This window comes from Chryseobacterium taeanense (genome assembly GCF_900099685.1).
In the GTDB taxonomy this organism is placed as follows: Bacteria; Bacteroidota; Bacteroidia; order Flavobacteriales; family Weeksellaceae; genus Chryseobacterium; species Chryseobacterium taeanense.
Genome location: NZ_FNDW01000010.1, coordinates 1 through 16,525 on the forward strand (window position 1 = coordinate 1; position 16,525 = coordinate 16,525).

The 16,525-nt window shown below is 38.0% G+C and carries 14 protein-coding genes and 1 pseudogene; 13 read left to right on the forward strand and 2 right to left on the reverse strand.

What is annotated here, in order from left to right; genetic code table 11:
- The 8 genes and pseudogenes from BLR30_RS18100 to BLR30_RS13230 all read left to right on the forward strand — a co-directional run.
- A pseudogene (locus BLR30_RS18100) lies at positions 1-105 on the forward strand (IS982 family transposase); the annotation flags it as partial.
- Positions 106-371: 266 nt separating this feature from the next.
- Positions 372-812 (forward strand): hypothetical protein, encoded by a 441-nt coding sequence (locus BLR30_RS13200; protein ID WP_089859700.1) that lies wholly within the window; start codon positions 372-374, stop codon positions 810-812.
- 150 nt (positions 813-962) lie between these two features.
- Complete coding sequence (locus tag BLR30_RS13205) at positions 963-1,712, forward strand: SDR family NAD(P)-dependent oxidoreductase (RefSeq protein ID WP_089859702.1); 750 nt, start codon at positions 963-965, stop codon at positions 1,710-1,712.
- A gap of 107 nt (positions 1,713-1,819) precedes the next feature.
- Entirely contained in the window at positions 1,820-2,614 is a 795-nt protein-coding gene (locus BLR30_RS13210) for a thymidylate synthase (RefSeq protein ID WP_089859706.1), read from the forward strand.
- A gap of 265 nt (positions 2,615-2,879) precedes the next feature.
- A complete protein-coding gene (locus BLR30_RS13215) occupies positions 2,880-4,199 on the forward strand; it encodes a serine hydrolase domain-containing protein (RefSeq protein ID WP_089859709.1) in 1,320 nt (439 codons plus the stop codon).
- Between the two features lie 4 nt (positions 4,200-4,203).
- Positions 4,204-4,422 (forward strand): hypothetical protein, encoded by a 219-nt coding sequence (locus BLR30_RS13220; RefSeq protein ID WP_089859712.1) that lies wholly within the window; start codon positions 4,204-4,206, stop codon positions 4,420-4,422.
- Between the two features lie 12 nt (positions 4,423-4,434).
- Positions 4,435-6,945, forward strand: a complete 2,511-nt coding sequence (locus BLR30_RS13225; RefSeq protein ID WP_089859715.1) for a M1 family metallopeptidase — start codon at positions 4,435-4,437, stop codon at positions 6,943-6,945.
- Positions 6,946-7,289: 344 nt separating this feature from the next.
- Entirely contained in the window at positions 7,290-8,618 is a 1,329-nt protein-coding gene (locus BLR30_RS13230; RefSeq protein WP_089859718.1) for a hydroxymethylglutaryl-CoA synthase family protein, read from the forward strand.
- Positions 8,619-8,709: 91 nt separating this feature from the next.
- Here BLR30_RS13230 and BLR30_RS13235 read toward each other — a convergent pair whose 3' ends face one another.
- Positions 8,710-9,633, reverse strand: a complete 924-nt coding sequence (locus tag BLR30_RS13235; protein ID WP_089859724.1) for an AraC family transcriptional regulator — start codon at positions 9,631-9,633, stop codon at positions 8,710-8,712.
- Positions 9,634-9,814: 181 nt separating this feature from the next.
- Between BLR30_RS13235 and BLR30_RS13240 the strand changes: the two genes are divergently transcribed.
- From BLR30_RS13240 to BLR30_RS13255, 4 genes are all read left to right on the forward strand, one after another.
- Positions 9,815-11,344, forward strand: coding sequence for an aldehyde dehydrogenase family protein (locus tag BLR30_RS13240; protein ID WP_089860061.1), 1,530 nt, complete (start codon positions 9,815-9,817; stop codon positions 11,342-11,344).
- A 165-nt stretch (positions 11,345-11,509) separates the two neighbouring features.
- On the forward strand, positions 11,510-12,547 hold the full coding sequence (adhP, locus tag BLR30_RS13245; RefSeq protein ID WP_089859727.1) for an alcohol dehydrogenase AdhP: 1,038 nt from the start codon (positions 11,510-11,512) through the stop codon (positions 12,545-12,547).
- 375 nt (positions 12,548-12,922) lie between these two features.
- A complete protein-coding gene (locus BLR30_RS13250) occupies positions 12,923-13,306 on the forward strand; it encodes a DUF779 domain-containing protein (RefSeq protein WP_042719775.1) in 384 nt (127 codons plus the stop codon).
- A gap of 485 nt (positions 13,307-13,791) precedes the next feature.
- Positions 13,792-14,178 (forward strand): HU family DNA-binding protein, encoded by a 387-nt coding sequence (locus tag BLR30_RS13255; protein WP_089859731.1) that lies wholly within the window; start codon positions 13,792-13,794, stop codon positions 14,176-14,178.
- A 137-nt stretch (positions 14,179-14,315) separates the two neighbouring features.
- Here the strand turns inward: BLR30_RS13255 and BLR30_RS13260 are convergent, their stop codons facing one another.
- A complete protein-coding gene (locus BLR30_RS13260) occupies positions 14,316-15,515 on the reverse strand; it encodes a dicarboxylate/amino acid:cation symporter (RefSeq protein WP_089859736.1) in 1,200 nt (399 codons plus the stop codon).
- A gap of 93 nt (positions 15,516-15,608) precedes the next feature.
- Here BLR30_RS13260 and BLR30_RS13265 point away from each other — a divergent pair, with 93 nt between their 5' ends.
- Positions 15,609-16,523, forward strand: a complete 915-nt coding sequence (locus BLR30_RS13265) for a DnaJ C-terminal domain-containing protein (RefSeq protein ID WP_089859739.1) — start codon at positions 15,609-15,611, stop codon at positions 16,521-16,523.
- The last annotated feature ends 2 nt before the right edge of the window (positions 16,524-16,525 follow it).

Below are 16,525 nucleotides of genomic sequence, written 5' to 3' on the forward strand. Positions count from 1 at the left end.
ATAAATATTTTGGGAGGACTAACAGCATATTGTTTCTTTCCAAAGAAACCGTCACTCAACTTGAAAAAGGTAAATGACGGTCAACTATTTTTAAAATTTGCTTAAACCGAACTCAGGTTAAATTTACGAAATTTTCAAATAGTAGTGATAAAAATTTTATTATGTTAATTAATGATAGATAACTCAAAAACAGAATATTATAGTTTTTTGATGCAAAGACTTTTGCCGTCAAGTTTTCTGATGGTAATATTGAAAAAAAACTTTTTCCAATAAATTTTAAAGTATGAATATTATGTTATATTAAAGAGAAGTAATATTCATGGATTTTATTCAATAAATTTGGATTTATTACTTAAAGTGGACATTTAATTATGGATAAATATGAAATATTGGAAGTATTGAAACGAAGGTTGGCAGAAAAAATTCAGAAATTCGAACAACTGATTGAAAGTACAAGAGCTTCGAATAACGATACCAAAAGTTCAATGGGAGATAAATATGAAACGGGGCGGGAAATGCTGCAGCAGGAAATCAATAACTTACAAAGACAACTGAATGAAGCGACGAATCAGCAGACAGCACTTCAGAAAATCAATGCCGATCCCTGTACGAAAGTACAAAACGGAGCACTGGTGAAAACAGACAGAGGACTATTCTATATTTCAGCTTCCGTTGGAGAAATTATTTATGATAATCAGAAAATCATGACTGTTTCTTTAGAATCTCCCTTAGTCAAATCTATGTCAGCATTAAGTAAAGGTCAAAATTTTTCCCTCAACAATAATTCCCAGACGATCATAGAAATTTGGTAACGATTTACGAGAGTGAAAAGCTTATTTTTTAACTCAGATTAATATTTCACCAAAGAATTTTAAGAAAACTTTATTGCTTACTTTGGAAGCATTTTGCTGGTTTTGACGTAAATTGTGGTATCAAATTATTACAAATAATAAAATATCATTATGGGAATTTTAGAAAACAAAGTCGCCCTTGTAACAGGAGCCGGATCAGGAATCGGATTGTCCGTTGCTCATTCGTATGCAAAAGAAGGAGCCAAAGTAATCGTATCAGACATCAACGAAGAACATGGTAAAAAGGCTGTAGAAGAAATTAAGGCAGATGGTGGTGAAGCTGCATTTGTAAAGGCAGATACTTCAAAGGCAGAAGAAGTGGAAGCTTTAATAAAGAAAACGGTAGAAATCTATGGCAGACTTGATATTGCATGCAACAATGCCGGAATCGGTGGAGAGCAGGCTCTGACCGGCGATTATAGTCTCGACAGCTGGAGAAAAGTTCTGAGTGTAAATCTTGATGGTGTTTTTTATGGCTGTAAGTATCAGTTAGAGCAAATGGAGAAAAACGGGGGTGGCGTTATTGTTAATATGGCATCCATCCACGGAACTGTTGCAGCGCCGCTTTCATCGGCATATACTGCTGCGAAACATGCCGTAGTAGGACTTACAAAAAATATAGGTGCGGAGTATGGGCAGAAAAATATCCGTTGCAATGCAGTAGGGCCTGCTTATATTGATACTCCTCTTTTAGAAATGCTGAGCGAAGAAATGCGAAATGCTCTCATCACCAAACACCCGATGGGCAGACTCGGAAAACCTGAAGAAGTTGCTGAACTTGTGCTATTTCTAAGTTCGGAAAAATCTTCATTCATGACCGGAGGATACTATCTTGTAGATGGCGGTTATACAGCGGTTTAATAAAAATCATACTTTTTTTCAATATAAAGCGTCCATCAAAATGGATGCTTTTTTTAATTCATTTTTAAATTTCTTTCTTTAAATTTGAGGCATAAATCATTTTTTCAATGCAGAACTACCTAGACCTTTTACAGCATATTTTAGATAACGGAACAGACAAAACCGATAGAACCGGAACGGGAACGAGAAGTGTTTTCGGTTATCAGCTGAGATATGATCTTTCAAAAGGCTTTCCTCTTGTAACGACGAAAAAGGTGCACCTGAAATCTATTATCTATGAGCTGTTGTGGTTTTTAAAAGGAGATACCAATATTAAATATTTAAAAGATAACGGTGTTTCTATCTGGGACGAATGGGCTAATGAAAACGGTGATCTGGGACCGGTTTACGGTGCACAGTGGAGAAGCTGGAATGGAGCCGATGGAAAAGTGGTAGACCAGATTACGGAAGTGATCGATCAGATCAAAAAAAATCCGGATTCCAGAAGACTGATTGTCTCTGCATGGAATGTTGCGGAAATCCCGAATATGGCTTTAGCGCCTTGTCATGCATTATTTCAGTTTTATGTAGCAGATGGGAAACTGTCGCTACAGCTTTATCAAAGAAGTGCTGATGTTTTTCTTGGAGTCCCTTTCAATATTGCAAGCTATGCTTTATTGCTGATGATGGTCGCGCAGGTTTGCGATCTGGAAGTTGGCGATTATGTGCATACTTTCGGTGATGTTCATATTTATAATAATCATTTTGAACAGGTTAAAAAACAACTTTCCAGAGAAACAAGGCCTTTGCCGACGATGAAACTTAATCCTGAAATTAAAGATATTTTTGATTTTGATTTTGAAGACTTTACATTGGAAAATTACGATCCGCATCCCGGAATTAAAGCACCTGTTGCGATTTGATATTTTTTGAATTAATATTTCAGATATTATTTTATAATTGCTGTCATTCTGTTATTTTTGATTTGAAATTTCATTCCGGATTCTTCAACGATGGTGAAAAAGTCATGGAAATAAAGTAATAGATGACATCGCAAAAGCAAATATCTCACTGGATTTTACCGTAATATAAATTTTATAAATTAATACTAAAAAGTGAAGCTCAAAACTTCACTTTTTTTTGTAACATCTTCAGAAATTTTTCAACTCATTTGTTAAATCTCAGAATATGTTTAAAAAGTTACTTTTTCTCTCAGCAATAAGTTTTTCAAATATTGCATTTTCTCAACAAAGTGTAAAAGAAAAATTGGGAAATTACTTTGATTCTCTGTTTGTACACCATAAAGTAATGGGAAGTTTTGCCATTGCAGAAGATAATCGGCCGACTTTCATTAAAGTGGTCGGATTTTCCGATGTTGAAAAAAAGCAAAAAGCAAATGTGGAAACGCAATACCGAATTGGCTCGATCAGCAAAATGTTTACCGCAGTTTTGATGATGAAAGCTGTTGAAGAGAAAAAGATTTCTTTAGACAAAAAATTATCAGATTTTTATCCTGAAATTCCAAATGCTGATAAAATCACGATCGAAAATTTATTGCAGCATAGAACCGGAATTCACAACTTAACCAACGAAGCAGAATATTGGCAATACAATACAAAACCTCAGACAGAAAGTAGTTTAGTCAATATCATTAAAAAATATAAAAGTGATTTTGAACCTGGCTCGAAGTATGAATACAGCAATTCTAACTATATTTTATTAGGTTTTATTCTTGAAAAAATATATAAAAAAACGTACGCTGAATTAATTAAATCTAAAATCACAAAACCTTTAAAATTAACTTTAACAGAAGTTGGTGGAAAAATCGACACGTCAAAAAATCAGGCAAAATCTTACGAGTTTACCAACGGAAAATATGAACTTTCATCTGAAACGGACATGACCATTCCTATTGGTGCAGGAAATATCATCTCAACTCCGAGAGATCTTTTAAACTTTATTCTTGGTTTGGAACAGGGAAAATTAGTAAAAAAAGAAAGTCTGGAAAAAATGAAACATTTTATAGACGATTATGGATACGGTTTGTTGAAGGTTCCTTTTGATAAGCATTGGGGATTCGGTCACACCGGAGGAATCGATAAATTCAGTTCGGCCTTATTTTATTTTCCGGATTTGAAGGTTGCGGTAGCTTTTAGTACCAATCAATCGGACATGGATACAAATGAAATTTCAATTAAAATGATTGAAACTGCAATCGGAAAAGATTTCGAAATTCCAAGTTTTAAAACAATGGAAATTCCGGAAAATGAGCTTCAAAAATATGCAGGAACATATTCTTCTCCTGATATCCCCTTAAAAATTAATATCTTTATCAAGGATAAAAAACTGATGGCACAGGCAACCGGACAAGGCGCATTTCCTTTAGAAGCGACTTCAAATACCAGGTTTAAATTCGATACAGCTGGAATTGTCGTTGAATTTTTCCCCGCAAAAAATCAGTTTATCATCATGCAGGGTGGAACGAAAAACACATTCGCAAAAGAATAATACAATGAAATATTTAAAAATAAATATTGAAAAGACTGCGGATATTGAAGCATTGAAAAACGCAGTACTTCAAATGAAAGGTGTGGATTCCGTAGAAATCATCGACGATGAAAACCCTGAAAGCGAACTGAAAAAAGCGTTTGCAAAGACTAAAGAACAGTTCAAAAAAGGAGATTACGAAACCCTGGTCAATGACATCTTTGATATTTTAACAAAAAAATAATTTTTAATCATAATGAAAAAAGCCATTTTATCAATCGCTCTTTTGGGAATTTTCTTTTCCACAAATGTGGCGGCACAAACTGAAACTTCCGGAAGAGAAAAGGTCTACAGAGCCACTCACACGAAAGCAACAGAACTTAAACATACCAAACTAAAAGTAAATTTCGACTATCAGAAAGAGCAGATGAACGGTGAAGAATGGCTCACTGCATCTCCTTTTTTCTACCCGACCGGCGAACTAACGCTGGATGCCAAAGGAATGCTAATTCACGAAGTAGCGCTGGATACGAATGGCAAAAAATCTCCCTTAAAATATGACTATAAAAATGATGTATTAAAAATCACTTTAGATAAAACGTACACAAAAAATCAGGATTATACAGTTTACATCAAATACACAGCCCGTCCGAATGAAGTAAAACAGGAAGGTAGCGCTGCGATTAATGATGCTAAAGGACTGTACTTCATCAATCCGCAAGGGAAAGAAGCCGATAAACCTACACAAATATGGACGCAAGGCGAAACAGAATCCTCCTCAGCATGGTTTCCTACCATTGATAAACCGAATCAGAAAAGTACACAGGAAATTTATATGACAGTTCCTGATAAATATGTAACCCTTTCAAACGGTATCCTTAAAGATTCCCAAAAAGAATCAAACGGATTGAGAACGGATCATTGGGTAATGGATAAGAGACATTCTACCTATTTATTTTTCATGGGAGTGGGAGAGTATGCCATCGTGAAGGACAAATGGAGAAATATCCCAGTCGATTATTATATTGAAAAGAAATACGAACCTTATGCAAAGCAGATCTACGGAAATACTCCGGAAATGATTGAATTCTTTTCTAAAAAATTAGGATATGACTATCCATGGGCAAAATATGCACAGATTTCTGGTAGAGATTACGTAAGTGGAGCGATGGAAAATACTACAGCAACCCTTCATGGAAGTGATATTCTCCAAAAGCCGGGACAGCTCATCGATGAAAATACATGGGAAGATACTATCGCGCACGAATTGTTTCACCATTGGTTTGGAGATCTTGTAACCGCAGAAAGCTGGAGTAATCTTACAGTAAACGAGTCATTTGCCAATTATTCGGAATATCTCTGGAACGAATATAAATACGGAAAAGATCAGGCAGATTATCATCAGATGAAAGATGTTAATATGTACATCCATAATCCCGGAGACTTTAAGAAAGATCTTGTAAGGTTTAATTATGATTCACGCGAAGATGTTTTTGATTTGGTAACCTATCAGAAAGGCGGCGGAATTCTTCATATGCTCAGAAATTATCTTGGCGATGATGCATTCTTTGCCGGAATACAAGATTATCTGAAAACCAATGAATACCAGAACGCAGAAGCTCATCAGCTGAGACTTTCATTTGAAAAAGTATCAGGGAAAGATCTGAACTGGTTCTTTAACCAATGGTATTTCGGAAGCGGAAACCCTAAAATCAATTATTCTTACACCTTTGAGCCGGTAAAAAAACAGATTGCAGTAACTGTTGAGCAGACTCAGGAACAGCCGTTCCAGTTTCCTTTGGCGATCGATGTTTACGAAAACGGAAAGCCGAAGAGATATAATGTTTGGGTAAACGCCGAAGCAAAAAATACATTTAATTTTGATGTTACTAAAAATGCCGATCTTGTAAATATTAATGCAGATGGCGTTTTACTGGCTGATATCCAGGACACAAAGACTCCGGAACAGTATCTTATGCAGTTTACAGGGTCTAAAGAATTTAAAAGCAAATATGCAGCTTTGAACGGCATTAAAGATCAGTTAGGAAAAAATCCTGCAGCGACAAAATTATTAGCCGCAGCGATTAAAGATCCGTTCTTCAGAACAAGAATAAGAGCATTGCAGTTGATGGATCTTTCCAATGCTGAACAGTTGAAAGCTTTAGGTAGCGATGTTGAAAAACTGGCAACCAACGATCCTAAAACACTCGTTCAGGCTGCTGCAATTTCAGCGTTGGCAAAAACAAAAGATAAAAAATATATGCCGGTTTTTGAAAAAGGAGCCAATGCTGTTTCCAATGCGGTAAAAGGAAGTTCGGTCGGAGCTATCGTAGCGATCGATCCTGCAAAGGCTGGTACGTATGCCGATAAAATCGACATGGAAGGCGCTTCAGAAACACTTGCTGCACAGATGTTGCCGATTATAGTTCAAAACAAAGTAGCTTCTCAGATGGCTAATATTGCTCAGTTTGCAGCGTTTTATCCATTCATCAAATTCCAGAATCCTGAATTGGGAAAATCTGCTGAGGAAGGTTACAATTGGATCATGAGCTCAGATAATTTAAAAGCTACAGAAAGTATTACAAAAATGTTAAGCCGTGCGAAAGGTCAAATCGGAAACAATCCGCAGGTAAAAATGATGATATCCCAGATGCTGAAAGACGGTCTTAACAAGAAAATGGAAGTTCTGAAACAGAACCCTCAGAACGCCGCAAGCATTAACAAACAAATTGATCTTATTAATAAAGCGATTGAAGATTTTAAATAAATAATAAGAATTCATCTCAAATTATGATAACCGCTATTTTGTAGCGGTTATTTTCTTATGTTAATTATTAAATTAAATTTAATAATTGCTTATTTATTTGATTGTAATGTTTTAAAATTGTAATTTTGATTGCGAATATAATAATAAGTTGATTCGTGTATTTTGATGAGGAAACTTATAATTCTGTTAATAATTTACAATCAAGCATCTCCCTGGAGGTGCTTTTATATGCAATAAAAACCAGATTTTCTTTATCTAATATAAATCATACTTTGTAAATTTCATAACAATCATTACTGATTAAACGTTTACATTTTTTAAATTCGTATTAAAATTAAAAAAATATGACTTTTGGAATTGAGGCAGCAAGCTATTATGTGCCGTCTTTGTATTTGGAAATTAAAGATTTAGCTGAAAAGAGAGGAATTGATCCTGCTAAACTTGAAAAAGGATTAGGTCTTCATAAAATGGGCTTTCCTGATGTACACGAAGATGCAGCGACTTTTGCGGCAGAAGCGCTCTTAAAATTAATAGAAGACTACCAGCTCAATCCAAAAGAAATCGCAAGAATTTATCTGGGAACCGAAAGTGCCCTGGATGCAGCAAAACCAACCGCTTCTTATGCGATGCAGATGGTAGAGGAAGTTCTGGAACCAAAATTCGGCAGCAGATGCTTCAAAAACTGTGACGTTGTAGATATGACGTTCGCCTGTATCGGAGCGGTAGATGCGCTTCATAATTCACTCGATTTTGTACGGGTGAATCCTGACAAGAAAGCAGTGGTAATTGCAAGCGATTACGCAAAATATGAACTGGCTTCTTCCGGTGAATATACACAAGGCGGAGGGGCGGTGGCTGTTTTGATATCGTCAAAACCGGATCTGATCGAAATTGAAAATCATTGGGGAATTGCTACAGAGAGTGTCTTCGATTTCTTTAAACCAAGACGGCATTTTAAAAAAGAAGAATTAGTAAACGCTCCCGAAAGTTATCCTGAAAAAATAGAAGTTTTTACCGATGAACCTGTATTTGATGGTCAGTATTCCAATCAGTGTTATCAGGATAGAATCAGGGAAGCATATGAGCATTATAAGGAACTGACAGGAAAAAACAAACCTTATGAAAACTGGAAATACCTGATTTTTCATCTTCCGTATGCTTTCCATGGCAAAAGGGTTTTCACGGAAATTTACAGTTTGGAAAACGGCTTGTCTTATGCAACTCCTGAAGAGCAAAAAGCGGTGGCAAAATCTGAAGAATACATCAGCTTTATTAATGAGAAAATCGAAAAGTCACAAAGAGCTTCTTCAGAAATAGGAAATATGTACACAGCATCCATTTTTATGGCAATGCTTTCAGCGTTGCAGACTTCTTTTAATGAAAATGAAGAACTGAAAGGACAGGAAATCGGATTTTTAGGATACGGAAGCGGTTCGAAATCAAAAGTTTTTGCAGGCAAAGTTTCTGAAAACTGGAAAAATGTTGTGGCAAAATGGAATCTCTTTGATGAATTGAAAAACAGAAAAGCAATTGATTTTGAAACGTATGAACAACTTCACAGAAAACAAATTCAGGAATCGGTAAACAAAAATTATAAAGGTTTTGGGTTAAAGTATGTTGAACTTGAAAATCCTGTTTTGAAAGGAGCAAGATATTATCATTATCAAAAATAAACTATTCTAAAGCATCTCAATCAAAGGGATGCTTTTTTGCTGACTTTAATACACAATGATTCAATAGTATCTTTTGGAGGAATCACCACAGTTACTGAGATATTGTAGTTTTATCTTGATAACTCTTCGGCGTGACACCAACAAACTGTTTGAAAACTCTAGTAAAATAGTTGGTATCTGAAAAACCAGTCTGGTAAGCAGTTTCTTTTATGCTGTTTTGGTTTTTTAAGAGCTCTTTAGCCCTGCTGATTCTTTCCTGAAGGATAAATTCATTAGGCGAAGTTCCCAGCTCATCTTTAAACATTCTGAAGAAATTCGATTTACTCACATACGCAAGCTTTGCAATGCTTTCAATGGAAAGTTTCTGATGAAGATTCTTTTTGATGTAATCTACTGCGAAACCTATTCTGGATTTATTCTTAACGATATTTTTCTCCACCATACTTCTTGCCTGAGTCTGCATTAGTCGTATCAATAACTCTTTCAGTGCAAAATCTGCCATGATGTCTTTTTGTGAATTATCATCCATCGCAATACGCATGATATTGTTCGTAGCAGAAGCTAAAGATTGATTGTTAAACAGAAAGTATTCATCAAATTCGATATTCCACTGCGAGGTCTCGTCTGTTTTTGGTAAATGATAATTAAGATGATTAAGCGAATTCTCAATAAATTCAGGATTCAGGCTTAGTGAAATGCATTGTGATGGCGTTTCATCAGCTTCGGGGAAATCGATAATCATCGTCTCTCCGGGCGATACCAGAACACTTTCACCAGGATAATAATCAAAATAATTAGTCTTATTATCGAGTTTCATGTGCTTTTTTCCACGAAGCATGGCGGTGAATGCAATCGTATCAAAATGCAGTTTTACGTCAAAAGCGGCTTTGTGAGTCTCGTATATGCTGAATTCACAATTGTTCAGATTGAATGTAGTCTGGTTTTCCACCATGCTTAAAAGCTGGTTTTCCTTCTTTAATTCAGGGGTTTTGAGTAAAAACTTATGATTATTCATTTTAGAACATTTTATGCTTCCGCTTAACTCAAATATAAGAAAATATGATATTTAATGAATGTTAATGAATTATAAAATTGTCCGTCTGTACGATTTTGAAGTCTTTTTGTACGATTTTGCTATCCGATTACCTGTTGTAAATGTAACTTGGCTATTCAGAAAAATTAAAAATTGTACGAATATGAGCACAACAACACAACAACAATCAGACACATTATTGCAATGGCCTGAATTCAAAAAAAGATACGATAACTATATTGACGGCAAATTTACCGCCCCCATAAACGGTGAATACTTCGATGTAGTATCGCCCATTGACGGAAAACAGTTTACCCAGGCGGCGCATTCCTCCAAAGAAGATCTGGAGTTGGCTGTAAATGCTGCGGAAAAAGCATTCCAAACCTGGAAAGATACTTCGTCAACAGAAAGAAGTGTTATTTTAAATAAAATTGCAGACAGAATCGAGCAAAACCTCGAATACCTGGCGACGGTAGAAACAATAGATAATGGGAAAGCGGTGAGAGAAACACTGGCAGCAGATTTACCATTGGCGGTAGACCATTTCAGGTATTTCGCTTCCGTGATAAGAGCAGAAGAAGGTTCACACAACGAATTAGATAAAGATACGGTTTCTTTGATCGTTCATGAGCCGCTTGGTGTCATTGCTCAGATCATCCCTTGGAATTTCCCGATCCTGATGGCAGTATGGAAACTGGCTCCGGCCCTGGCGGCAGGAAACTGTGTCGTATTGAAACCTGCGGAAAGCACCCCAATTTCCATCATGGTTTTAATGGAGGTCATAGGAGATCTGCTGCCTGCGGGAGTCGTGAATATCGTTAACGGTTTCGGTGCAGAGTTAGGAAGAGCCTTGGTAACCAATCCAAAAGTTTCCAAAGCAGCTTTCACAGGATCTACAGCGACAGGTCGTCTTGTGATGCAGTACGCAACTGAAAATATTATTCCTGTAACCTTGGAATTGGGAGGTAAATCACCAAACGTTTTCTTCAGTTCCGTGATGGATGCCGATGATGAGTTCTTAGATAAAGCCATAGAAGGAGCCGTGCTTTTTGCCCTTAATCAGGGAGAGATCTGCACTTGCCCTTCGAGATTATTGGTTCAGGAAGATATCGCAGACGCTTTCATTGCAAAAGTGGTTGAAAGAGTAAAAGCCATCAAAGTAGGAAATCCATTGGATAAAACAGTGATGATGGGTGCTCAGGCATCCCAGATACAGAAAGATAAAATTCTTTCCTATATTAAATTAGGAAAAGAAGAAGGCGCGGAAGTGCTGGTAGGAGGAGATGTCAACAATGTAGGAGAAGGATTGGAAAACGGTTATTATATTCAGCCGACCATTTTCAAAGGCAACAACAGAATGAGAATCTTCCAGGAAGAAATCTTTGGTCCGGTGCTGGCGTTTACCACGTTTAAAGACGAAGAAGATGCTATCAAGATCGCCAACGATACAATTTATGGCCTTGGAGCCGGAGTATGGACGAGAGATGCCCATCAATTGTACAACATTCCGCGTCATATCCAGGCGGGAAGAGTTTGGGTTAATCAATACCATTCTTACCCGGCGGGAGCGCCGTTCGGAGGGTACAAACAGTCAGGAATCGGTAGAGAAAACCACAAGATGATGCTCGATCATTACCGTCAGACCAAGAATATGCTGATCTCTTACAACAAAAACAAATTAGGTTTCTTTTAAAATGAAACGCAATAATCCGTGTAAATCTGCGTAATCTGTGGTCAATAAAAATACGTGATAAACAGTTTTGTAAGGATTCATTTAAAATGAAACATAACAATCTGTATAAATCCGTGTTATCAACGGTAAATAAAAAACAAAAACTAAACTAAAAAAACTCAGAATATGATTCCAAAAACGATGAAGGCGGCGGTGGTACAAGGGTACGGTCAGCCGTTAAAAATTGAAGAAGTTCCGGTACGTGAACCCGGAAGATATGAAGTACTGGTAAAAGTGATCGCCTGCGGAGTCTGTCATACCGACCTTCATGCGGTCGATGGTGACTGGCCTGCAAAACCCAAAATGCCCTTGATCCCCGGACATGAAGGTGTAGGAATTGTTGTCGCGTGTGGCCCCGAAGCGTATGTGAAAGAAGGAGATGCAGTAGGCGTGCCTTGGCTGTATTCTGCCTGCGGATGCTGTGATTATTGTATTACAGGATGGGAAACCCTTTGCGAAGCCCAAAAGAATGGTGGCTACAGTGTTGATGGTGGCTTTGCGGAATATGTGATCGCCGATTCAAGATATGTGGGGCATTTGAAGAGTGATGTCAACTTTTTAGAAATTGCGCCCATACTTTGTGCCGGTGTTACCGTATATAAAGGATTAAAAGAAACCGAAACAAAGCCCGGAGAATGGGTGGCTATTTCCGGAATCGGAGGATTGGGACATGTTGCCGTTCAGTATGCAAAAGCAATGGGAATGCATGTAGCCGCTATAGATGTAGCGGACGATAAACTGGAACTGGCGAAGAAGCTGGGAGCAGATTTGGTAGTCAATGCAAGAAACACAGATCCTGGAGAATACCTGCATAAAGAAGTTGGCGGAATGCACGGCGCATTGATTACGGCGGTCTCTCCTATTGCCTTCAAGCAGGGGATAGATGTGCTGAGAAGAAAGGGGACCATCGCGCTGAACGGCCTTCCTCCAGGTTCATTTGAGCTTCCGATCTTTGAAACCGTGCTTAAGAGAATTACCGTGAGGGGGTCTATCGTCGGAACAAGAAAAGACCTTCAGGAGGCACTAGATTTTGCTAATGAAGGATTGGTAAAAGCAACCGTTACGGCTGCAAAGCTGGAAGACATCAATGAAGTCTTTGATAAAATGAAAAAAGGACAGATCGATGGAAGAATCGTTCTCGATATTGCCGGAAGTGCAAATTAATGATGACAATGTCTGGTTCGGCGAAATGAAATTTCGCCGAACTTTTTTTAACATCATGAACAACTTATAAGCACGTTTTGTATTTTGATATATTTTCGTCACTTTGAGTAGATTTTGAAAAAATCGTATCGAGAAGTTTGTTACTTCTGAAGATAAATCTGTTCTCGATACATTTTTCCTCCACTTTGTTACGAAAAAGTACTCGAACTGACGGATCGTATAAAAATTTTGCAAAATGCACAACTGCTTATTATAAGTATAAAGTAAATTTGCTTGAGGATCAGAAAAAGTCCAGCTCCTTAAAATAATTAAAAGTATCCCGAATAGTGAAACTATTTAATTTGAGCTATGCCAATCAATACAAAAGAAAAAATTATGAAACCTAAAATATCAAGACTTGCCGCTACAGAAAAAGCCTTAGAAGTCATTTGGGAGCTCGAAAAAAAATACGGAGATCTCATGTTCTACCAGGCGGGCGGATGTTGTGAGGGGACGCAGCCACAGTGTTTCGAAAAAGGCGGGTTTTATCCGAGAATGAACGATGCTATGATCGGCACCATCCACAATCATGAATTCTGGATTGACCGTGACCTGTTCGAATACTGGCAGTACTCCCATTTCACACTGGATGTTACCGACGGCTTCGGACCCGGCGGATTTTCCCTCGAAACCCCTTTAGGCAAAACATTTAAAGTTCATTACCGACTTTTTACACCTGAGGAACTGGAAAATCTGGAGCCGGTAAAAAGGAGTGAATAAATATTAAAAGAATGATGATTCGCATACATTACTTTTGAATATAAACTTGTTGAAACTGATTTCAGGATTAACCACAAACCGAAGGTTCGACGGAGTCAAAAGCCACAAAAGATAATGATAAAGCAATGAAATATTCAAAGTTCTCAAAAGGATATACATTGAAGATTTTTTTTAGCTATTGAGATCTTTTTCATTTATATCATACCGGTTGGGTATTTTGTAAGATTTGGTTATGGGATTCGTCAATTCGAGTATTTTTCGCAGCGAAGCGAAGAAAAATGTATCGAGAATCTGTGAGTAAAGGTGACTTAAAGTGAAACTTCTCGATACGATTTTTTTTAAATCTACTCGAAGTGACGAAAATGAATCAAAACGCACAACGGGTTATAGAAATATTTCTATAGGCTTGTAGATGTTTATCTACAGAGGATTTTTGTATTGATTATTTTATTAAGTTTATCACTTAATCTAAATAATTAACACAAATGTCTATCAAGTACACAGTGATTGAACGTGGTGAGCCAGGCGTAACTGGCGGTGGAACCAAAAAATGGTATGCACAGGTAAAAACCGATGGTGAAATGACCGTCGATGACCTGGTAAAAGAAATCGAGAAATTTTCTGCCCTCAGTGAAGCAGATATTCGGGGAGTCATCATTGCCCTCGAAAACGTCATTCAGAAAGAGCTTGCCAATAGCAAGATTATCAGGCTCGACAAACTGGGGAGTTTCTATCCCAGTCTCAGCAGTGGAAGTGCCGAAAGTGCCGACAAGTTTAATGTAAGCCTTATCAAAGGAGCGAAGGTAAACTACCGTCCTGGTAAGCGTATTACTGATGCACTCAATACGGCCACTTTTACCAAAGACAAGTAAACGTATAAAACCTGCGCAGGTTTTACCTCAAACCTAAGCAGGAGTTACTCCAAACCTGCGCACCTTTTGCATAAAAGCTGCGCAGGTTTTTTATGAAACATAGTTAGGTATTTTTAAATACATCAGTTAAAACGGCATCAGACCTTGACAAACCTATTGACAAACATTGACGCAATCAACTGCCCGACAGCATTTAAAACCGTTGCTAAAGGATCTACCAATGTTCCGATAATCATCACGGCTGGAATTGCCTCTGCGGGAAGTTTGTAAACGGAAATCATCAGCATTTCACCGATATATCCGCCATTGGGAATTCCTCCTGCTACGATACTGACGAAAACGGTAATGCCTAATGCTAAGAGCAGATTCACCGGATCAAAAAAGTCTCTTCCGATAATCATAAAAGCAACATAGATCTTAATGATCGAAGACATTGAAGATCCGTTCTTATGAAGCGTTGTCCCGATCGGAATCACAATGTTGGAAATCTGGCTGGGAATTCTCATATTAGAAGCTGCCTGCAGATTGGCAGGCATGGTAGCAAAGCTGCTGCAGGTACTGAGTGCCGTTACGGTAGGGTAAATGGCATTTTTCCAGAACCTTTCGATTCCGCTTATTCCCCCTGCTATAAAAGCATACAATGAGAAAAATACCAGAAAGTAAATAACACCTGCAATATAATAAAGTCCTAATGGTTTAGCATAAAATCCGAAAAGCTGAGGTCCTAATGTGGCTACCTGATAAGCGAAATAAGCGCCCAACCCAATAGGGGCTGCTTTCATAATCAGTAAAAGAAGTTCTTTCATCACTTCATATCCTGAAGCAATAAACGCCCTGAAAACCTGTCCTTTTTCTCCTGCTCTTCTGGCTGAAAAACCTGTCATAAAAGCAAAAATGAGCAGCGCCAGCATATTCTGTCTTGAAAAAAGCTGTGTAAATTCGCCCACCGTAAAAAAGCTTACTATTCTGTTGCCCCAGCTCTCACCAGATGCTACTTCTTCGACTGCTTCTTGGCTTCCAGAAATTCCCGAAACGGGAAACAGATACACTGCGCAGATCGTGAAAACGGCTGCCGTTAGAATAAAAAATAGAAAAGTAAGCCCCATCGTAAAAATGATCTTTCCGAACTTTGACTGCTGCTCAAGCGAAGCAATAGAGTTGGAAACGGCAAAAAAGACCAGCGGCACAACACTTACAAAAAGTAAATTGAGAAAGATATCTCCCAAAGGTTTAAGGTAATCTACAATATGGGGAGCTACAATTCCGATAATGCTTCCGACACTAATGCCCAGAAGCAAAAGCAGGATTCCGGAGTAGTTTTTCAGGACTTCTTTCATGAGGCGCTTTTTACTCAAAGATAGCTTTATTTTTAACACTTCATTATATAAATTTCCTTTTCAAAATCCTTAAATTTGAGTAAAAACCATTCTATGGCTTATATAGATTACTATAAAATTTTAGGCGTAGATAAAAACGCAACACAGGAAGATATCAAGAAAGCATATCGCAAGCTGGCAAGAAAACTGCACCCCGACCTTAATCCCGATGATAAGGAAGCAGAGAGAAAATTCAAAGAAATTAATGAAGCCAATGAGGTTCTCAGTAATCCTGAAAACCGCGCCAAGTATGATAAATATGGCGAGCACTGGAAGCATGGAGAAGAGTACGAAAAAGCACAGCAACAACAAAGGCAGTACCAGAGCCAGGGCAGTAATTTCGGAGGCGGGTTCTCCGGTGCGGATTTTGGAGAAGGGGAAGATTTCTCAGATTTTTTCCAGAGTATGTTCGGTGGCGGAGGAGGTTTCGGAAGAAGTTCAAGAGGAAGTGCGTCCGGAAAGTTTAAAGGACAGGATGTTCACGCAGAACTGAATCTTGGGCTGAGAGACGCAGCTACTACCCATCAGCAGACTTTCGATATTAATGGGAAAAAGGTGAGAATCACCATTCCGGCAGGAGTGTACGACGGGCAGCAGATCAAGCTGAAAGGTCACGGCAGCCCGGGATATAATGGCGGTCCTGCAGGAGATTTATATATTACCTTTAATATTCCGGCAGATCCTGATTTTGAAAGAATCGGGGATGATCTTAAAACCAAGGTTTCTATTGATCTTTATACGGCAGTATTGGGAGGTGATGTAAAAGTGAATACGCTGACAGGAAGCGTTAACCTAAAAGTAAAACCCGAAACGCAGAACGGTGTGACGGTAAGATTGAAAGGGAAAGGTTTTCCGGTGTACAAGAAAGAAGGTCAGTTTGGCGACCTGTTTGTGACCTACGACGTGAAACTGCCTACGAATCTTACGGATAAGCAGAAAGAACTTTTCGAACAACTAAAAAATTCCTAAGT

What these genes read in the sequence shown, in the direction of transcription:
- BLR30_RS13260 (WP_089859736.1), bottom strand. Translation starts at nt 15,515, where the DNA reads ATGAAAGAAGTCCTGAAAAACTACTCCGGAATCCTGCTTTTGCTTCTG.
- BLR30_RS13205 (WP_089859702.1), top strand. Translation starts at nt 963, where the DNA reads ATGGGAATTTTAGAAAACAAAGTCGCCCTTGTAACAGGAGCCGGATCA.
- BLR30_RS13255 (WP_089859731.1), top strand. Translation starts at nt 13,792, where the DNA reads ATGTCTATCAAGTACACAGTGATTGAACGTGGTGAGCCAGGCGTAACT.
- BLR30_RS13250 (WP_042719775.1), top strand. Translation starts at nt 12,923, where the DNA reads ATGAAACCTAAAATATCAAGACTTGCCGCTACAGAAAAAGCCTTAGAA.
- BLR30_RS13240 (WP_089860061.1), top strand. Translation starts at nt 9,815, where the DNA reads ATGAGCACAACAACACAACAACAATCAGACACATTATTGCAATGGCCT.
- BLR30_RS13200 (WP_089859700.1), top strand. Translation starts at nt 372, where the DNA reads ATGGATAAATATGAAATATTGGAAGTATTGAAACGAAGGTTGGCAGAA.
- BLR30_RS13220 (WP_089859712.1), top strand. Translation starts at nt 4,204, where the DNA reads ATGAAATATTTAAAAATAAATATTGAAAAGACTGCGGATATTGAAGCA.
- adhP (WP_089859727.1), top strand. Translation starts at nt 11,510, where the DNA reads ATGATTCCAAAAACGATGAAGGCGGCGGTGGTACAAGGGTACGGTCAG.
- BLR30_RS13210 (WP_089859706.1), top strand. Translation starts at nt 1,820, where the DNA reads ATGCAGAACTACCTAGACCTTTTACAGCATATTTTAGATAACGGAACA.
- BLR30_RS13230 (WP_089859718.1), top strand. Translation starts at nt 7,290, where the DNA reads ATGACTTTTGGAATTGAGGCAGCAAGCTATTATGTGCCGTCTTTGTAT.
- BLR30_RS13265 (WP_089859739.1), top strand. Translation starts at nt 15,609, where the DNA reads ATGGCTTATATAGATTACTATAAAATTTTAGGCGTAGATAAAAACGCA.
- BLR30_RS13225 (WP_089859715.1), top strand. Translation starts at nt 4,435, where the DNA reads ATGAAAAAAGCCATTTTATCAATCGCTCTTTTGGGAATTTTCTTTTCC.
- BLR30_RS13215 (WP_089859709.1), top strand. Translation starts at nt 2,880, where the DNA reads ATGTTTAAAAAGTTACTTTTTCTCTCAGCAATAAGTTTTTCAAATATT.
- BLR30_RS13235 (WP_089859724.1), bottom strand. Translation starts at nt 9,633, where the DNA reads ATGAATAATCATAAGTTTTTACTCAAAACCCCTGAATTAAAGAAGGAA.